Source organism: Shewanella sp. (assembly GCF_048265805.1).
Classification (GTDB): domain Bacteria; phylum Pseudomonadota; class Gammaproteobacteria; order Enterobacterales; family Shewanellaceae; genus Shewanella.
In genome coordinates this window covers 173,836-191,046 of record NZ_JBLXAT010000001.1, presented here as the reverse complement: position 1 = coordinate 191,046, position 17,211 = coordinate 173,836, and the positions used below count along the sequence as shown (strand labels likewise).

At 51.4% G+C, this 17,211-nt stretch carries 18 protein-coding genes; all 18 read left to right on the top strand.

The genetic code is table 11. The features are described 5' to 3' along the window. Positions 1 to 4: 4 nt before the first annotated feature. The 18 genes from ACN0TT_RS00815 to ACN0TT_RS00730 all read left to right on the top strand — a co-directional run bounded on the left by ACN0TT_RS00815 (position 5) and on the right by ACN0TT_RS00730 (position 17,105). Positions 5 to 952, top strand: coding sequence for a respiratory chain complex I subunit 1 family protein (locus tag ACN0TT_RS00815; RefSeq protein ID WP_417760254.1), 948 nt, complete (start codon positions 5 to 7; stop codon positions 950 to 952). Positions 953 to 967: 15 nt separating this feature from the next. Next, a complete protein-coding gene (locus ACN0TT_RS00810; protein ID WP_417760253.1) occupies positions 968 to 2,407 on the top strand; it encodes a hydrogenase 4 subunit D in 1,440 nt (479 codons plus the stop codon). A 9-nt stretch (positions 2,408 to 2,416) separates the two neighbouring features. Next, positions 2,417 to 3,067, top strand: a complete 651-nt coding sequence (gene hyfE / locus ACN0TT_RS00805; RefSeq protein ID WP_417760252.1) for a hydrogenase 4 membrane subunit — start codon at positions 2,417 to 2,419, stop codon at positions 3,065 to 3,067. A 17-nt stretch (positions 3,068 to 3,084) separates the two neighbouring features. Then, positions 3,085 to 4,680, top strand: a complete 1,596-nt coding sequence (locus ACN0TT_RS00800; RefSeq protein ID WP_417760251.1) for a hydrogenase 4 subunit F — start codon at positions 3,085 to 3,087, stop codon at positions 4,678 to 4,680. After that, entirely contained in the window at positions 4,673 to 6,403 is a 1,731-nt protein-coding gene (locus tag ACN0TT_RS00795) for an NADH-quinone oxidoreductase subunit C (protein WP_417760250.1), read from the top strand. The genes ACN0TT_RS00800 and ACN0TT_RS00795 overlap by 8 nt, the downstream gene beginning before the upstream one ends. A 19-nt stretch (positions 6,404 to 6,422) precedes the next feature. Next, the gene (locus ACN0TT_RS00790; protein WP_417760249.1) at positions 6,423 to 6,971 is read left to right on the top strand and encodes a formate hydrogenlyase complex iron-sulfur subunit; all 549 of its coding nucleotides are present in this window, start codon (positions 6,423 to 6,425) and stop codon (positions 6,969 to 6,971) included. Then, complete coding sequence (locus tag ACN0TT_RS00785) at positions 6,968 to 7,741, top strand: NADH-quinone oxidoreductase subunit B family protein (protein ID WP_417760248.1); 774 nt, start codon at positions 6,968 to 6,970, stop codon at positions 7,739 to 7,741. Before ACN0TT_RS00790 ends, ACN0TT_RS00785 begins: the two co-directional genes overlap by 4 nt. Further along, positions 7,738 to 8,142, top strand: coding sequence for a formate hydrogenlyase maturation HycH family protein (locus tag ACN0TT_RS00780; protein ID WP_417760247.1), 405 nt, complete (start codon positions 7,738 to 7,740; stop codon positions 8,140 to 8,142). The genes ACN0TT_RS00785 and ACN0TT_RS00780 overlap by 4 nt, the downstream gene beginning before the upstream one ends. After that, entirely contained in the window at positions 8,135 to 8,635 is a 501-nt protein-coding gene (gene hycI / locus ACN0TT_RS00775) for a hydrogenase maturation peptidase HycI (RefSeq protein ID WP_417760246.1), read from the top strand. The genes ACN0TT_RS00780 and hycI overlap by 8 nt, the downstream gene beginning before the upstream one ends. 207 nt (positions 8,636 to 8,842) lie before the next feature. After that, positions 8,843 to 9,391: an electron transport protein HydN gene (hydN, locus tag ACN0TT_RS00770; RefSeq protein WP_417760245.1), complete on the top strand. Its 549-nt coding sequence runs from the start codon at positions 8,843 to 8,845 to the stop codon at positions 9,389 to 9,391. A 13-nt stretch (positions 9,392 to 9,404) separates the two neighbouring features. Further along, positions 9,405 to 11,582, top strand: a complete 2,178-nt coding sequence (fdhF, locus tag ACN0TT_RS00765; protein ID WP_417760244.1) for a formate dehydrogenase subunit alpha — start codon at positions 9,405 to 9,407, stop codon at positions 11,580 to 11,582. Between the two features lie 465 nt (positions 11,583 to 12,047). Next, positions 12,048 to 12,290, top strand: a complete 243-nt coding sequence (locus ACN0TT_RS00760; protein WP_417760243.1) for a hypothetical protein — start codon at positions 12,048 to 12,050, stop codon at positions 12,288 to 12,290. A 318-nt stretch (positions 12,291 to 12,608) separates the two neighbouring features. After that, positions 12,609 to 14,144, top strand: a complete 1,536-nt coding sequence (locus ACN0TT_RS00755) for a phospholipase D family protein (RefSeq protein ID WP_417760242.1) — start codon at positions 12,609 to 12,611, stop codon at positions 14,142 to 14,144. Between the two features lie 203 nt (positions 14,145 to 14,347). Then, complete coding sequence (locus tag ACN0TT_RS00750; RefSeq protein WP_417760241.1) at positions 14,348 to 14,830, top strand: DUF2878 domain-containing protein; 483 nt, start codon at positions 14,348 to 14,350, stop codon at positions 14,828 to 14,830. Further along, positions 14,830 to 15,369: a chalcone isomerase family protein gene (locus tag ACN0TT_RS00745; protein ID WP_417760240.1), complete on the top strand. Its 540-nt coding sequence runs from the start codon at positions 14,830 to 14,832 to the stop codon at positions 15,367 to 15,369. Before ACN0TT_RS00750 ends, ACN0TT_RS00745 begins: the two co-directional genes overlap by 1 nt. Then, positions 15,369 to 15,914 carry a DUF3833 domain-containing protein gene (locus ACN0TT_RS00740; protein WP_417760239.1) on the top strand — a complete coding sequence of 182 codons (546 nt, stop codon included), beginning with the start codon at positions 15,369 to 15,371 and terminating at the stop codon, positions 15,912 to 15,914. The genes ACN0TT_RS00745 and ACN0TT_RS00740 overlap by 1 nt, the downstream gene beginning before the upstream one ends. 313 nt (positions 15,915 to 16,227) lie before the next feature. Then, positions 16,228 to 16,572, top strand: coding sequence for a hypothetical protein (locus tag ACN0TT_RS00735; RefSeq protein WP_417760238.1), 345 nt, complete (start codon positions 16,228 to 16,230; stop codon positions 16,570 to 16,572). Continuing rightward, positions 16,572 to 17,105, top strand: a complete 534-nt coding sequence (locus ACN0TT_RS00730) for a GNAT family N-acetyltransferase (RefSeq protein WP_417760237.1) — start codon at positions 16,572 to 16,574, stop codon at positions 17,103 to 17,105. The genes ACN0TT_RS00735 and ACN0TT_RS00730 overlap by 1 nt, the downstream gene beginning before the upstream one ends. Positions 17,106 to 17,211: the final 106 nt, after the last annotated feature.

The window sequence follows — 17,211 nt, the reverse complement described above, 5'->3', positions numbered from 1 at the left end:
GATGATGACTCAAAGTTCCTTTGTGGTAACGCTGCTGGCCGGATTGCTGCAAGCGGTACTGCTGATGGCGGTATCACCGCTGTTCTCCGGTGTCTCTCGCGTCATTCGCGCCAAAATGCATTCGCGTCAAGGACCGGGTGTGTTGCAGGAGTACCGCGATATTTTCAAATTGCTGACGCGCCAAGAAGTCGCACCAAGCTGCAGCGGTAACATCTACCGAGTGATGCCGTTTGTGCTGATTGGCACCATGTTAGCCGTTGGGGCAACACTGCCATTAGTTAGCCAAACAGCGCCGATTGCGGCCGGGGCAGACTTAATCACTGTGGTGTACATGTTCGCTATTTTTCGCTTCTTTTTTTCACTTGCTGGGTTGGATTCCGGCAGCACCTTTGCAGGTATTGGTGCTAGCCGCGAGTTAACGCTTGGGGTGTTGGTGGAACCGATTTTGATGCTGAGTTTGCTGGTGGTCGCACTGATTGTGGGTTCAACCAATATCGGCAATATCAGCAGCAGCTTTGCGGCAGAACATTGGCATGCACCCACCGCCACCGCTATGGCGCTGATTGCTTGTGCCTTCGCGGCCTTTATTGAGATGGGCAAAATCCCATTTGATGTAGCCGAAGCGGAGCAGGAGCTGCAAGAAGGCCCGTTGGCTGAATACTCAGGCTCAGGTTTAGCCCTAGTGAAATGGGGCCTTAGCCTCAAGCAGGTGGTGGTTGCTGGCTTGTTTTTAGCGATCTTCGTGCCCTTTGGCAAAGCCGCAGATATCGGCGTCGTCAGCGTGGTTGTGGGCACTGTGGCGTTTTTACTCAAACTGCTGCTGATGTTTGTGATTGCGTCGGTGATTGAAAACACCTTAGCGCGTGGCCGGTTCTTGCTAACAGGGCGCGTTACTTGGCTGGGCTTCGGCATCGCGGTGCTGGCGTTCGTGTTCTATCTCACTGGGTTGTAAGGAGACCAGCATTCTATGGAAACTATTGCGCTTGCGACCATGCTACTGCCCTTTATCGGGGCGCTGCTGATCGCCTTATCGCCGCAACGTTATGCCAAAGTGCTTTGTACGGCATTTGCGTTGTTGGCCACCCTTGGCATGGGTTGGTTAGCACTGAGTTATTTGGGCAGTGGTAAAACCGATGTCACTATTCCGCTGTATAGCTTTGGTCATACCCAAATCTTCGGGTTTGTGATTGACCGCGTCAGTACCTTGATTGGCTTTGCGGTGGTATCGCTCGGCTTTTTAATCAGCTTGTACTCTTGCGGTTATTTGACTGCGCTAAACCGCGAGCATCCCCACGATGGTAATAACCGTTACTACGCGCTGCTGTTGATCTTTATCGGCGCGATGGCGGGCTTAACTTTGTCATCTACTATCCTTGGCCAACTGCTGTTTTTCGAAATCACTGGTGGTTGTTCTTGGGGCTTGATTGGTTATTACCAAAGTCCGAAATCACTGCGCTCGGCGCTGAAAGCCTTGATTGTGACGCACATCGCCTCAGTCGGTTTGTATCTGGCGGCGGCATGGTTATTTGCCAGAACCGGCACCTTTGAGTTAACCGCCATCGCGCAGTTGACCGATGCCGATAAGCTGGTGGTGTTCGGAGGTATTCTGTTTGCCGCTTGGGGTAAATCCGCGCAACTGCCACTGCATATGTGGCTGCCAGATGCGATGGAAGCGCCCACTCCTGTGAGTGCTTACTTACATGCTGCATCTATGGTGAAAGTGGGTGTGTACATCTTTGCCCGCGCCATTATGTCATCTGACTCGGTACCGCATGAAATCGGCGTGGTTGGGGTGGTGATGGCGACGATCACTATGGTGTATGGCTTCCTGATGTATCTGCCCCAAAAGGATATGAAACGCCTGTTGGCTTACTCCACCATCGCGCAGCTGTCTTACATCTTCCTCGCGTTATCCATGTCCACTTTCAATTCGAAGATGGCGTTTGATGCGGGCGTTGCCTACATCTTCAACCACGCTTACGCCAAGAGCTTGTTCTTCTTGGTGGCCGGGGCGCTCAGCTATGCCTGCGGTACTCGCATGCTGCCAAAACTGTGCGGCATGTTGAAGTGCACGCCACTGCTGGGGATTGGCTTCTGCGTGGCGGCGATGGCGATTGCTGGGGTGCCACCGTTTAACGGCTTCTTCAGCAAATTCCCACTGTTTGCTGCGGGCTTTAGTTTGACTGGTGAACATTGGTGGCTGATGCCGCTGTTGATTGTGGCATTGATTGAATCAGTGGCTAGCTTCGCCTGGTTATTGATGTGGTTTGGTCGCACCGTGCCCGGAGAGCCTTCGCCTGAGCTGGCAAGTGCGCAACCGGTACCGCTGTCGATGAAACTGGTGTTGTTAGTGCTGATTGTGATGTCGCTGGTATCCAGCGTTATTGCAGCCAACTGGCTAAATTGAGGAATCACCATGACTGGAACACTTCTTGTCAACAATCTGGCCGGGCTGATGATCGTCACTTCGATGATGGTAATAGCCGCCAAAAAACCTACGGTGTCGGCGGGGCTTTATGCACTGCAGTCACTGGTGCTGGTGGGCATTTTCCTGAGCCTTGCCTCGTTGTTTGATGCTCACGAGCTGTATATGTGGTCAATCAGCGCCTTTATTACCAAGGTGGTGCTGGTGCCGCTGATTATGTATCGCGCCTTTCGCAAGATGGCCGACCCTAACGCTGACGGTGGCGTTATCAGCACGGCGTTGCTGATGATGATTGCCGCCGCCATCGTGTTGGTGAGCTACTTTGCCACCGCACCGGTTGAGTTGCCGATGTTGGCTGACCTCAAACCTGTGCTGGCAGTGTCACTGGGGCATTTCTTGATTGGGCTGCTGTGCATTGTTAGCCAACGCAACATTCTCAAGCAGGTATTTGGTTACTGCCTGATGGAAAACGGCGCGCATTTAACGCTGGCGCTGCTGGCCTATAAAGCGCCGGAGTTGGTGGAAATTGGTATCGCCACTGACGCCATCTTTGCAGTGATCATCATGGCGCTGATGGCGCGGCGCATCTACCGCACAATGAACACCCTTGATGTACAAAAACTGATTTCGTTGAAAGGGTGATGACTATGGATACTTTTATGTTGTTTCTCATCCTACTGGCGATTCCATTGCTCACAGCGTTAGTGGCCTTTGGCTGCCGCTTGGTGGGCGCCGCTCGACCAGTATTGACGGCGGTACACACGATTGGCTCCAGTTTGTTGCTGCTGATCTCGCTGTACGCCGTGTGGACGGTATACCAGCAAGGCGAACTACTGGCTGGGCATAACTGGCTGCATCTGGATAGCTTGAGTTCGCTGTTTCTCGCCATTCTTGGGGTGATTGGTTTTATCACCGGGATTTACTCTATCGGTTATATGAACCATGAGTTGGAAGAGGGTGAAGTGAGCCTAAAATCTTTAGGCACTTACTACGGCTTCTTCCACCTGTTTCTGTTCACCATGCTGTTGGTGATCACCAGTAACAACCTGATCTTGATGTGGGCGGCCATTGAAGCCACTACCTTAAGTTCGGCGTTTTTGGTGGGCTTATACGGTCAGCAATCCTCGCTGGAAGCGGCGTGGAAATACATCATCATCTGTACGGTCGGGGTGGCCTTTGGCCTGTACGGTACGGTGCTGGTGTACGCCAATGCCGCCAACGTGATGCCCAATCCGGGCGATGCCATCTTTTGGAGTGAAGTGCTGCAACATGCCAATCTGCTTGATAGCAGCCTGATGCACCTTGCCTTTATCTTCATTCTGATCGGCTTTGGTACCAAAACGGGTCTGTTCCCGATGCATGCTTGGTTGCCCGATGCGCACTCTGAAGCGCCAAGTCCAACCTCGGCGTTACTGTCCGCCGTGCTGCTCAACTGCGCGCTGTTAGTGATCATTCGTTACGCCATGTTGATCAGCGCCGCTATCGGCCCTGAATTCCCACAACGTTTGCTGTTGGTGTTCGGCCTATTGTCGGTTGCTGTGGCGGCCTTCTTGATTTTGGTACAGCGCGATATGAAACGGCTGCTGGCTTACTCCAGTGTGGAAAACATGGGCTTGATTGCCGTTGCACTGGGGATTGGTGGGCCACTGGGCATCTTTGCTGCCATGCTGCACACCCTCAACCATAGCTTGGGCAAAACCTTGCTGTTTTGCGGTTCAGGTAACGTACTGCTGAAATATGGCACCCGTGATATGAACGCTGTTAAAGGCTTGCTGCGGGTCGCGCCGCTGTCTGGTGCGCTGCTGGCGGGGGGCGCGTTGGCGCTCGGTGGTATGCCGCCGTTTAACCTGTTCCTCAGTGAGTTTATGACGGTAACTGCCGGTATTCGCGGTGGCTACTTGTGGCTGGTGATTTTGCTGTTGCTACTGCTGACTATCGTACTGGCGGGGCTGGTGCGCATGATTGTGATGTCCGTACTCGGTAAACAACCTGATAACGTCAGCAAGGGCGAACTGGGATGGTTAACCACTGCGCCACTGGCCGTGCTGATGGTGTTAATGGTGCTGATGGGCACGCATATTCCACAACCTGTACAACAACTACTGAAACAAGCCACCACCATTGTGCTAAATGGCGATCAGGCGGGCATTGATGAGCTGCGTGCGCTCGAACTGCCAGGCGCTGCCACTGACGACAGCACCACGGCATCCGCCACTTCTTCCCATTCTTCCGCGCAGGAGATGTATCGTGACTAATCTAACCACTGTTGCTAATGCCCAAAATCGCGGCGGCGCTTATATCGCGCAGCTACGGGCGCAGTTTCCAACAGCCATCCTCGAAGAAGAACGACAAACCGAGGATCAGCTAACTATCACCGTCAAAACCAATATGTTGCCGGAGGTGGTTGAGAGCTTGTACTACCAACACGGTGGTTGGCTCAGCGTGCTGTTTGGTAACGATGAACGCACACTCAACGGCCACTATGCGGTGTATTACGTGTTGTCGATGGAAGCCCATGAGAAATGCTGGATCACCGTCAAAGTGCTGGTGGACGCCAACACCTTGGAATATCCGGCCGTCACTCCACGGGTGCCTGCAGCGGTGTGGGGCGAACGCGAAGTGCGCGATATGTACGGCTTGCGTCCTGTCGGACTAGCCGATGAACGCCGCTTAGTATTACCTGACGATTGGCCTGAAAATCTCTATCCGCTGCGTAAAGACAGCATGGATTATCGCCAACGTCCAGCGCCTACTACTGATGATGAAACTTACCCATTCTTGAATGAACTGGGCAGCGACAAAGACCGTATCGTGCCGATTGGCCCGTTGCACGTGACGTCGGACGAGCCGGGTCACTTCCGCTTATTCGTCGATGGTGAACGGATTGTCGATGCCGATTATCGCTTGTTCTATGTGCACCGTGGCATGGAAAAACTGGCTGAATCACGCATGGGCTACAACGAAGTCACCTTCCTGTCTGACCGCGTTTGTGGCATCTGCGGTTTTGCCCATAGCACCGCTTACTCCACCTCGGTGGAAAACTCGCTCGGCATCAACGTGCCCGAGCGAGCGCAGATGATCCGCTCAATTCTATTGGAAGTGGAACGGCTGCACAGCCATCTGTTGAACCTGGGCTTGTCATGCCACTTTACCGGTTTTGACTCCGGCTTTATGCAGTTCTTCCGCGTGCGTGAAGTGTCGATGAAGATGGCCGAAGTACTCACTGGCTCACGTAAAACCTATGGGTTGAACCTGATTGGTGGCGTGCGCCGCGATCTGCTGAAAGACGACATGATCACCACTCGTAAGCTGGCGCAAGAGATGCGCCGTGAAGTGAACGATTTAGTCGATGTGCTGCTGAGCACACCCAACATGGAACAACGTACCGTTGGGGTGGGGCGGCTTGACCCACAAATCGCCCGCGACTTCAGTAACGTTGGGCCGATGGTGCGCGCCAGTGGTCACGCCCGTGATGCCCGTTTTGACCACGCATTTGTGGGTTACGGTTTGCTGCCGATGGAAGTACACAGTGAACAGGGCTGCGATGTGCTGTCACGGGTGAAAGTACGTATCAATGAGGTGTTTACCAGCCTCAATATGATCGACTACGGCCTAGATAACTTGCCCGGTGGCCCACTGCAAAGCGATGGCTTTACCTACAAACCGCATAAGTTTGCCCTTGGCTTTACCGAAGCGCCACGCGGCGATGATGTGCATTGGAGCATGACGGGCGATAACCAGAAACTGTTCCGCTGGCGTTGTCGCGCCGCCACCTATGCCAACTGGACCACGTTGCGTTACATGTTGCGTGGCAACACGGTATCCGATGCGCCGTTGATCATCGGTAGTCTCGACCCTTGTTACTCCTGCACCGACCGCGTCACTTTCGTCGATGTGAATAAGCGCACCAGTAAAACCGTGCCTTATAAAGAGGTGGAACGTTATGGCATCGAGCGCACTAATTCACCGCTAAAGTAGCGCGCCAAGGAGTCAAAACATGCTGAAATTCTTAAAAAAAGCACTGAGCGTTGGCGTAGTAACTGGCACCGACCCGCTGACCGCGCCGGATTTTGATAAAAACTTTCGTGGTAAGCCAGAGCACAATCCGGCGCAGTGTATCGCCTGTGCTGCGTGCATGAATGCCTGTCCAGCCAATGCGCTGACAGTGCAAACTAATCTTGATACGGGCATGCAGGAGTGGTCGCTGTTTCTTGGCCGCTGCATCTTCTGCGCTCGCTGCGAAGAGGTGTGCCCAACGGGGGCGATTGAGCTGAGCCAAGAGGTACAACTGGCGGTATGGCGCAAGGAAGATATGTATCAGAAATCGGCCTTCCCGCTGGCACATTGTGTTGCGTGCGATAAGCCGTTTGCGGTGGAAAAAGAGCTGCAATACGCCGAACAGTTGTTACTGGCGACTGGACAATATCCCGATAGTGCCGAGCTGCACGCGCAGCTACATACCTGCCCGCACTGCAAACGCCAGCACAATATTACCCAAGGGCAGCGGATTGCCCTCAGTCGTATGTTACGGGAGCAAGCATCATGAGTCTGACTATTCAAAACACCCGTGACGCCAATGGCATGCCAGTGCCACTGACCGTGGATGAAAGCATTGCCAAAATGAAAGCGGCATTGCTGAAAAATATCGGCCGTTCTGCTTATGTTTATCGGGTGGACTGCGGCGGTTGTAACGGCTGCGAAATCGAGATTTTTGCCAGTATTACGCCGCTGTTTGACGCTGAACGTTTTGGTATCAAAGTGGTGCCATCACCACGCCACGCCGACATTCTGCTGTATACGGGTGCTGTGACTCGTTCGATGCGTGTGCCTGCACTGCGGGCGTATGAATCGGCACCTGATCCAAAAATCGTGGTGTCGTACGGCGCCTGTGGCAACAGTGGCGGTATCTTCCACGATCTGTACTGCGTATGGGGCGGCACTGACCAAATTGTGCCAGTCGATGTGTACATTCCCGGTTGTCCACCCACACCGCAAGCGACGTTATACGGCTTTGCCATGGCGCTCGGATTATTGGAGCAGAAAATTCATGCCCGCGAACCTTCGGCTATTGATAGTGAGCCCGCGCAACTGCTGCACCCTCAAGTGGCACCACAGCTGCGCGTAGCCGTTGAACGCAAAGCGCGCGAACTAGCGGGTTATCGCTACGGCCGCCAGATCGCTAATCAATATCTGGATCTGCTAGTGACACCCAATCCATTTGAGGCGTTTAAGCAGTATCTCGGCGAGCAAGCCGACCCACGGTTGAGCGAGATTTTCGGCTATCTGCAACAAGTGACCGAGGAGCTACGCGCATGAGTGAAACAGTCACCTTTTTCATCCTGAATCAGAAGTTTGTTGACGACAAGGATGCCAAACCGGAAACCCAACAACTGGTGTATTACGGTTTGGCGATCGGTCATCACCTAGGGGTGATCGACTGTTTCAAACCCGCCATGAGCTGCCCGCTGCCACGTTATTTAGAGTGGCTAACGCTTATCCCTAATGACGATGCGCGGCGCAAGTTAGACGGCATTCCCAAGTATGGCGAGATCGTTATCGACAGTAGCCATGTGGTGATGCTGGCTAAAGGGCTGGCGGCCATGGCGAACGATGTCGAGCCAGACTTTTTGCACTGGCGTGATCAGCTCATGACCATGCTGGAGATGATACAGAACGAACCAGCGATCCAACTGATTGTGCGGAGGCTGAATGACTAACACCAGCAACAACGCCACTGCGCGCCAGATCATATTATGTGTTGGCAACAGCATGATGGGGGATGACGGCGCGGGGCCGTTATTGGCGCAAAAGCTGGCCGCCCAACCGCTGTCCGATTGGTTAGTGCTTGATGGTGGCAGTGCGCCAGAAACTGAAACCGTGCGCATTCGCGAACTTAAGCCACATACCTTGATTGTTATCGACGCCACCGAAATGGGGCTTAACCCCGGCGAGATCCGCACGGTCGACCCGGACTGCATCAGCGAAATGATGCTGATGAGCACGCACTCGATGCCGCTGAATTATCTGATTGATGACTTAAAAGAGGCGGTGGACGAGGTGGTGATGCTCGGCATTCAGCCAGACATCGTTGGATTTTGCTATCCCATGTCACCGGCGGTGATTGACGCGGTAGCGCAACTGGAGCAACTGCTGCGACAAAACCGCTGGCGTGAGATAGCGGAACTGGTCGACACATCGGAGCAGTGGTGACGTCACTTTCGTCAGTTTTGTCGAATCGACATCAAAGTTGTGCCCGTTAAAAGATGCTAATGTCGACACTCTTTTGTAACTATATGAATTTTAATAATAAAAATGTTGGCTTGGATTATGCCTTACTAAGCCGGAAGTAATGTGTAGCAAAGTGCTTTGAAACTGCAGGAACCAAAGCAGTAACTGCTTGTTAAACGGAGAAGATCAATGAATCGATTTATTCTCGCAGATGCCAATAAGTGCATCGGCTGCCGCACTTGTGAGGTCGCCTGCGCTGTGGCGCATCGTTCTGATGGGGATGTTAGCGCGTTGAATGAAGTTAACTTCACACCGCGTATTCACGTTATCAAAGGAGCTTATATCTCCACCGCGGCGACGTGTCGTCAGTGTGAAGATGCTCCTTGTGCCAATGTTTGTCCAAACCACGCGATCCGCCTTGAAAATGGCTTTGTGCATGTGTTGCAAGAACATTGCATCGGTTGCAAAACCTGTGTGGTCGCTTGTCCTTACGGGGCGATGGAGGTGAAAACCTACCAAACCGTACGTGACACTGGCGCCGCCGTGAATGTGCAAGTCACTAAGGCACAAGCCCACAAGTGCGATTTGTGCCATACCCGCGCCGAAGGGCCTGCCTGTGTTGAGGTCTGCCCAACTGAAGCGCTGCATTGTGTTGATCGCGCTGAATTGGAAAAACTGACAGCTGAAAAACGTCGCCGTACCGCGCTTGAAGCCGGTGCCCACAACGTTTACGCGTAAAAGGTAGGAACTTATGGAAAAAGCAACCGTAGTGTGTCCGTATTGCGGTGCGGGCTGCAAAATGCAGATGGTGGTAGATGATGGCAAAATCATCAAAGTTGAAGCCGCCAATGGTAAAACTAACCAAGGAGAGCTGTGCCTCAAAGGTTACTATGGCTGGGACTTTTTGAACGACACCAAGTTGCTCACCCCACGTCTGCGTGAACCTATGATCCGTCGCGAAAAAGGCGCACCGTTTGAAACTGTGAGCTGGGACGAAGCGATCAAATTTGTGGCGCATCGTCTGTCAGATATCAAAGCTAAATATGGTCCTCGTTCAATTATGACCACCGGCTCATCACGCGGTACCGGTAACGAAACCAACTTTGTGATGCAGAAATTCGCCCGTGCAGTGCTCGGCTCTAACAACGTCGACTGCTGTGCTCGTGTGTGTCATGGCCCATCAGTCGCGGGTTTGCGTACCACTTTAGGTAACGGCGCGATGAGCGTATCAGTGGGGGATTTGGAAAAGTCTAAATGCTTGCTGATCTTCGGTTACAACAGTGCTGACTCGCACCCCATTGTGGCGCGCCGTGTGGTTAAAGCTAAACAAAACGGTGCCAAAATCATCGTTTGTGACCCACGCCGTATTGAAGCTGCCCGCATTGCCGACCAACACTTGCAACTGAACAACGGTTGCAACGTGGCGATGGTGAACTCCTTCATTTACACCATTCTGGAAGAAAATCTTTATAACAAAGATTACGTCGCTAACTACACCGAAGGCTTTGATGCTTTGTGGGAAGTCGTAAAAGACTACGCGCCAGAAAAAATCGAACCTATTACCGGTGTGCCTGCTGCTGAGGTGCGTCAAGCAATGCGCACTTATGCCAAGGCCGAAACGGCGATTATCTGCTGGGGTATGGGGGTAACCCAATTTGGTCAAGGTACTGAAACCGTTAAAAGTTTGTCTACGCTGGCCTTGCTAACGGGTCAACTCGGTCGTCCAGGCGCGGGTGTGGCTCCGGTACGTGGTCAAAACAACGTACAAGGTGGCTGCGACATGGGCGTGCTGCCCGATCTGTTCCCAGGCTATCAAAAAGTAACCGATGCTGCTGTACGTGAGAAATTTGCTAAACGTTGGGGTGTCGATGCTGACAAGATGGATAAAGAACCCGGCGTGAAAATTACTGAAGTGCCACATCTGGCACTGGAAGGTAAGGTCAAAGCTTATTACATCATGGGTGAAGATCCACTACAAACCGAAGCGGACTTGAGCATGGTGCGTAAAGGTATTGAAGCGCTGGATCTGCTGGTGGTGCAAGATATCTTTATGACTAAAACCGCCGAAGTCGCTGACGTGATTTTGCCATCGACCTCTTGGGGTGAACATAGCGGTGTTTACACTTGCTGTGACCGTGGTTTCCAACGCTTCTTCAAAGCCGTTGAACCTAAGTACAACGTTAAACGTGACTGGGACATCATCTCCTTAATTGCGACCGAGATGGGTTACCCGATGCACTATAACGATGAGCAGGAAATTTGGGACGAACTGCGTGAACTGTGCCCAATTTACTACGGTGTTACCTACGACAAAATGGGTGAAATGGGGCACGTACAATGGCCATGTCCAACCCTAGAACATCCGGGCACACCCATCCTGTACACTGACAATAAATTTGCCACACCTACCGGTAAAGGTCAGTTGTTTGCAACGCAATGGCGTAAACCGGGTGAAGTGATTGATGAAGACTTCCCAATGGTGCTGTGTACCGTGCGAGAAGTCGGCCATTACTCTTGCCGCTCCATGACAGGTAACTGTGCTGCGTTGCGTACCTTAGCCGATGAACCAGGATATGTGCAGATCAACCCAACGGATGCGCAAGTGTTGGGGATTAAAGATCAGCAACTGGTGTGGGTGGAATCTCGCCGCGGTAAAGTGATCAGTCGTGCCAGTGTGAGTGAGCGTATTAACCGCAATGCGGTGTACATGACCTATCAATGGTGGATTGGCGCGTGTAACGAGTTAACCCAAGATAACGTCGACTCAGTTACCGCAACACCAGAAACCAAATATTGCGCGGTGAAAGTTGTTGCTATTGAAGATCAACATTGGGCTGAAAACCATGCAGCTCAGATCTATAGCGAAATGAAAGCGCGCTTACGCAATGCCGTAGAGGAGGCCAAGCCGGCGACCGCCTCTATCGCATGATTTGCAATTATTGCAAAACTACATAACCGTCAAAGTGAAAGGGACAGCTGCCGCTGTCCCTTTTTTGTTGGCACCACCGGGGAAATTACCACTTTATATGAAGACAGTAACTTCCAACTATCGCTGGCAACGCTTAGGACGACTTAAGCTGTTGATATATCACTTTGTGATAAATATCGAATAACACCGCAGCTGTTGAGTGTTAGGGTTAGAGGTGATGTCGCTTATCAGCACCTAGGTTATGCAGTGAACAAGCGTTTTGGCGGTGAATTGCCAACATATTACAGCCTATCAAGCATAGCTACCTTTCTGTTTTACATGACTTACTTCCGCGGTGAGGCATCATCTTTACTGCAACGATAAACAGTCGCTTGCTGCGAGTCAGTTTGCTAATGCAATGTGCGGCATCACGGCGCTTTCAAGGGTTGAATGCTTGTGGAACCGTGACACACAAAAGGAGTTAGTGTGTTAAAACTACTACTTATAACTGTCTTTGCACTGGCTGTGCTGGTGATGGCGTATCTGGGCGCACCCTTTATCATTTTCCCTCACTATTTCGGCGCGGAACATCCCCTTAGTAGTGTATGGACGACGGTGTGGAATAACGCTTATGCCCCGCTTATTGTCAGCTTGCCGGATGATAATCTCTATAAATTGCAGTTTGAACAGATGATGGCTGACCATTGTGACAATTCGACGGAAAATTAACGTCGTCAGCGCTGTGATGCTATGCCTCTAGTGGACTGGAACCGTTATGGCTGGGCCTAAGCGGTAACGACGGCCGGACAATAGCGTGTATGTGAGCAGTGGCTGATGAGCCATGCATAATGCGCTGTGGTGGCACACCACCGAATGGTGAGAGCGGCTTTTGGCGCAACGCAGCAGCATCGTTTTTGCCATCAACAGCCAAAGTGTGATCAAAAACGGTGCAGTATGTTGAAATAACGTTATGCTAGCAAAATCGCTGCAAGGTTTGTCGTTGTTACCTTGTGTTACAGGCAGTTGAACATCATCCATGGATAGCTCATGTATTCAACAACGACACTCTCACCTCTGTTCCGTATTGCGCTGTTACTGCTGCTTATGCCGCTGCTCAACAGTTGCTCCTCGCTTCCTGAACATGTAGACAAGCCATCGTCATTTGCCACTAATGATTACCAACACTCTGCGGTTGGGCGTGTGCTGGCGGATGTGTCAGTGCAACATGCGCCGCAATCCGGCTTTTTTCTGGTGGATAACGGTGCAGATGCATTCACCGCCAGAGTGGCGATGACGGGCTTAGCGGAGAAGACGCTAGACCTGCAGTATTACATCTGGGAGGCGGATGCGACTGGCAGGCTGCTGGCGGATAACGTGATTCGAGCGGCGGCGCGCGGAGTCAGAGTGCGCGTGTTACTCGATGACAATAATCTGCATGAGCGTGATGAGCTGCTCGTCGCATTAGATGCGCTACCCAATGTGTCGATTCGCATTTTTAATCCGTTCGCGAATCGTGATTTCCATGTGGCAGATTTTCTCGGTGATTTAGAGAGAGTGAATCACCGCATGCACAATAAAACGATGATCATTGATAACGCACTTGCAGTGGTAGGGGGACGTAATATTGGTGACCATTATTTTAGTGTGTCACCGGAATCCAATTTTAGAGACTTAGACGTATTGGCTGCGGGCCCCGTGGTACGCAAAGTCTCTGAACAGTTTGACTATTTTTGGAACGGTACATGGTCTGTGCCTATCTCCGCACTGGTGGAGTTTCCCGCGGTTGATGAGCAAAAACAAAGGTTGCTGCAGATGCGTCAGCGAATAAGCCAAGATCACTATCCCTATCCACTTTCGAGCAACTACACCGAGTTGTTCAATCAGTTACAGCAGATTGTTGGTCAGTTACGTTGGGGCGATTGTCAGTTTATTTGGGACGATCCGGCACAGCTGGATGAGGCAAAAATCGTCAACGCGCTATACCAAGAGCTACAGCAAGTTAAGCATTCCTTATTGATTGAATCAGCCTATTTTGTGTTGGGTGAACGGGCAATGGCAATGGTAAAGCAGCTGAGTAGCGCTGGCGTTAGTGTGCGGGTGTTGACCAATTCGTTAGCCTCTAATGATGTGCTCGCGGCACATGCAGGCCACGCTAAACATCGTGAACAGTTACTCGAAAATGGCGCCAATTTGTATGAGTTACGGCCGGATGCCTTGGCGCGCCGAACGGAAATTGTTTCGTTAAAATCCCGCGCCGCACTGCACACTAAAGCGATGGTGTTTGATAACCGTACTGTCTATATCGGCAGTTTTAACCTCGACCCCCGCTCTAGCTTTATCAACACTGAAACGGTGTTAGCCATCAACAGTGATGCACTCGCACAGCAGTTGACCGAGTTTATGGAAGACGGTGTCAAACCGGAAAATAGCTACCACGTTGAACGCAATGCCGATGGCAACCTGCACTGGACCACCATCGAACAAGGACAAGTTGTCAGCTACGATAGCGATCCGCACAGCTCGGCGTGGCAGCGGTTTATGGTGGGGCTACTGCAGGTGTTACCGATTGAAAGCCAACTTTAGGCTCTGCTCGCGGAGTATAACCACCACGGTACTTAGGTGTTTACATTGTGCTAGCGCTGTACTTGCTCTGAAAAACTGATCGATTTTCCCTTCACATTCGTTTCTATAAGGCCAACCCAAAGTTTCATTGGGCGGCGTTAATGCGTGTTTATCACTCGCCCAAATGGCTACTAAGACTATTCATTACATTGAGGCGCTCGTTGATGAAAGGCCTGTTACTGACATCGCTATGGTTCCAAAGTTTATGGTTTCTGGCGGTGCTGGGACGTGAATCTTGGCAATGGTGGACGTTGATACTGGTGTTGTTGACGAGTGTGCTCACTCTGCGATGGCGGTGGCAACCTTGGTTGTGGTGTTTAGGCATCGCGTTACTCGGCATCGTGTTAGATAGCGTGAATTTATTGGCTGGTCTGATGGTATTTACTAGCCCGAAGTTGCCTATCTGGCTGATGGCGTTGTGGCTGGCGTTTGCTTGGTACAGCTGGTGGTTACTGCCGGTGCTGCAAGGCCACTCAAAGCTGCTGAGCGTGCCGGTAGCCGCGCTGGCTGGCGCACTAAGCTATCTTGCTGGGGCACAACTCGACGCCGTGATGCTGCCGTTTGGTAAAAGTTTAACCGCCATGGTATTGCTGTGTGAGTGGGGCATCTTGCTGGCCTTTATGTTGTGGTTACGAGGGAAATGTTGATGAAGCTGCAGGTTAAGTTTTTTGGGTTCTCGGTGGGCTTATTATCATTGTTGATGAGCTTAGCGGTGTCGGCACAAGCGTCGTCGACTTGGTCGCAATGGCCGAGTGTGGGGCAGGCGAGTCTTAGCTGGCTATGGTTTGATATTTATCATTCAACGCTACGCACCCCATCTGGGCAATATGCGGGGTTGCAAGCGCCGTTGGCGTTACAGATCCGCTATCAACGTGAAATCTCCGCCCAAGAGCTGCTGGATGCTACTCGCGAACAATGGCAAAAATTGGGCTATACCACTGAGCAAATTGAGCCGTGGCTAAGGCAACTTGCCACGATCTTTCCTAATGTTACTGAGGGGGATCAACTGGTATATGTGTCGGCTGGCAACAGTGGCCACTTCTATTATCAAGCTAAGCGGCAACACCAGTTCGAGCGGGTAGGGCAGATTACCGAGGCGGCATTGAATCAGGCTTTTATTGCCATCTGGTTATCTCCGCAGACTGAATATCCCAAATTACGACAACAACTCATAGGAGCAAGCTAATGCGTATTCGTTTCAGGGACTGGTGGAAAATAGGGGGGATCGCGGCCGCAGTGATGTTGCTGAGCAGTTGCAGTACCGACCTGACCGACTATCGTGCTAGTACACCGCAATTTGCGCTGTTTGATTATTTTCAAGGGAATATAACCGCGTGGGGTATGGTGCAGGATTACACCAATAAACAAACTCGGCGTTTTGACGTAAAGATCCGCGGCGAGGTTAATGGCGATACGCTCACCCTACATGAGGATTTTCGTTATCACGATGGTGAAACTTCTACCCGCGTGTGGATTATCACCCGTCAGCCAGATGGCCGTTATCTTGGTACCGCAGACGATATTATCGGCACTGCCGCAGGTGAAGAGGTCGGCAATGCGTTGCGCTGGCGCTATGACTTTTTGCTAAAAACTGATGAGCATGAACTGGAAGTCCATTTTGACGATTGGATGTATCGCCAAGATGATAAGCATGTGTTTAATATTTCAAAAATCACAAAGTGGGGCGTCACCCTTGGCCAAGTCACGCTGTTCTTTAGTAAAGCGGAGTAATTTGAGTTAACTGCTCTTGCGGGCTGTTGACCTCGGTCTCAGCCCGACACGTTCATCCCTCTCCACGCTGACCTTTGTGTATCTAGCTTGCTGTGTTGCCTAAGTGTCACTAGCAGCACCAAATTATTGCACCTATATCAAATGGCAACGGTCAACAGCCGTTAGCTAGCCAATGACATGTTGATTTATCGCTAATTTTTGCAGAATGCCTGCACACTCCTGGCGGCGTTGCAAGTATATTGAACTGAATTATCATCAATACCGCATCAGCGATGTCGCCAGCTACTTACGTCAGGGAGGACGGACACCTGTTATGCAGCATTTTTATTGGGTTAAACATCAAACGCCGCAAGGCGCGTATTTAAACGATACCCAGATTGACCGATTAGTGATTGAGGCGCGTTTGAGTATGCTGTGGCACTTACGAATTCTGACCTTGTTAATTTGTGTATTTATGTTTGTCGCACCGCTGTGGGCACGACCAGACATTGTCGAGATGTTTTGTCAGCAAAATACCTCCGTGAATATTGGCTTACTGTGGTTGGGCGCCGCGTTAATCGGCTGCGCATTGACGGCGTTAAGGTCGGTACACAATCTGTTGGAGGTGTTGCTGTTGCGCCCGAAAATCAAACGGATCTTACGACAAGGTTTCAACTGATGGACATCACCCTTGTGCGTTATTCGGCGAGTGCTGACGCATCAGCCAGTTTAAGTTCGGCAACGTCTGCTGTGATTCAAGCTGAGGTTATTGCCGTGGCCGAACTATTTTATGCGGCAGTGCATAGCATTGATGATGTCGTCTATTCAACTGCTCAGCGGCACGCTTGGGCGCCATATCCCATCGACTATGCCAAGTGGCAACGACGCCTAACTCGAAAGCGACCTTGGCTTGCCTTGGCAGAAGGGCAAGTGGTGGGCTTTGCTGAGTTAGACGATGATGGTCATATCGACTGCATGTACACGGCTCCTAATTACCAGCGTTATGGTATTGCTAGTGCGCTTTATGCTGTGCTTGAACAACATGCTATCGCGCTCGCTTTACCACGTTTGTACGTGGAGGCGTCCTATCTCGCACGGCCGTTTTTCTTCAAGCAGGGCTTTCGTCAGCGGCAGCAGAATGTGGTTGAACGCAACGGTGAACAGTTGGTCAATTTCACCATGGAAAAATGGCTTAGCTCCTCGCCAAGTTAAACAAATTTTAACGAAAAGCTAGTACTTCTCGGTGGCTTGTTGGCTAGCTTTGTCTAGCGAATTTCGGCACTATTAAATTCGATGTTTTTTAAAGGAATTTTAACAA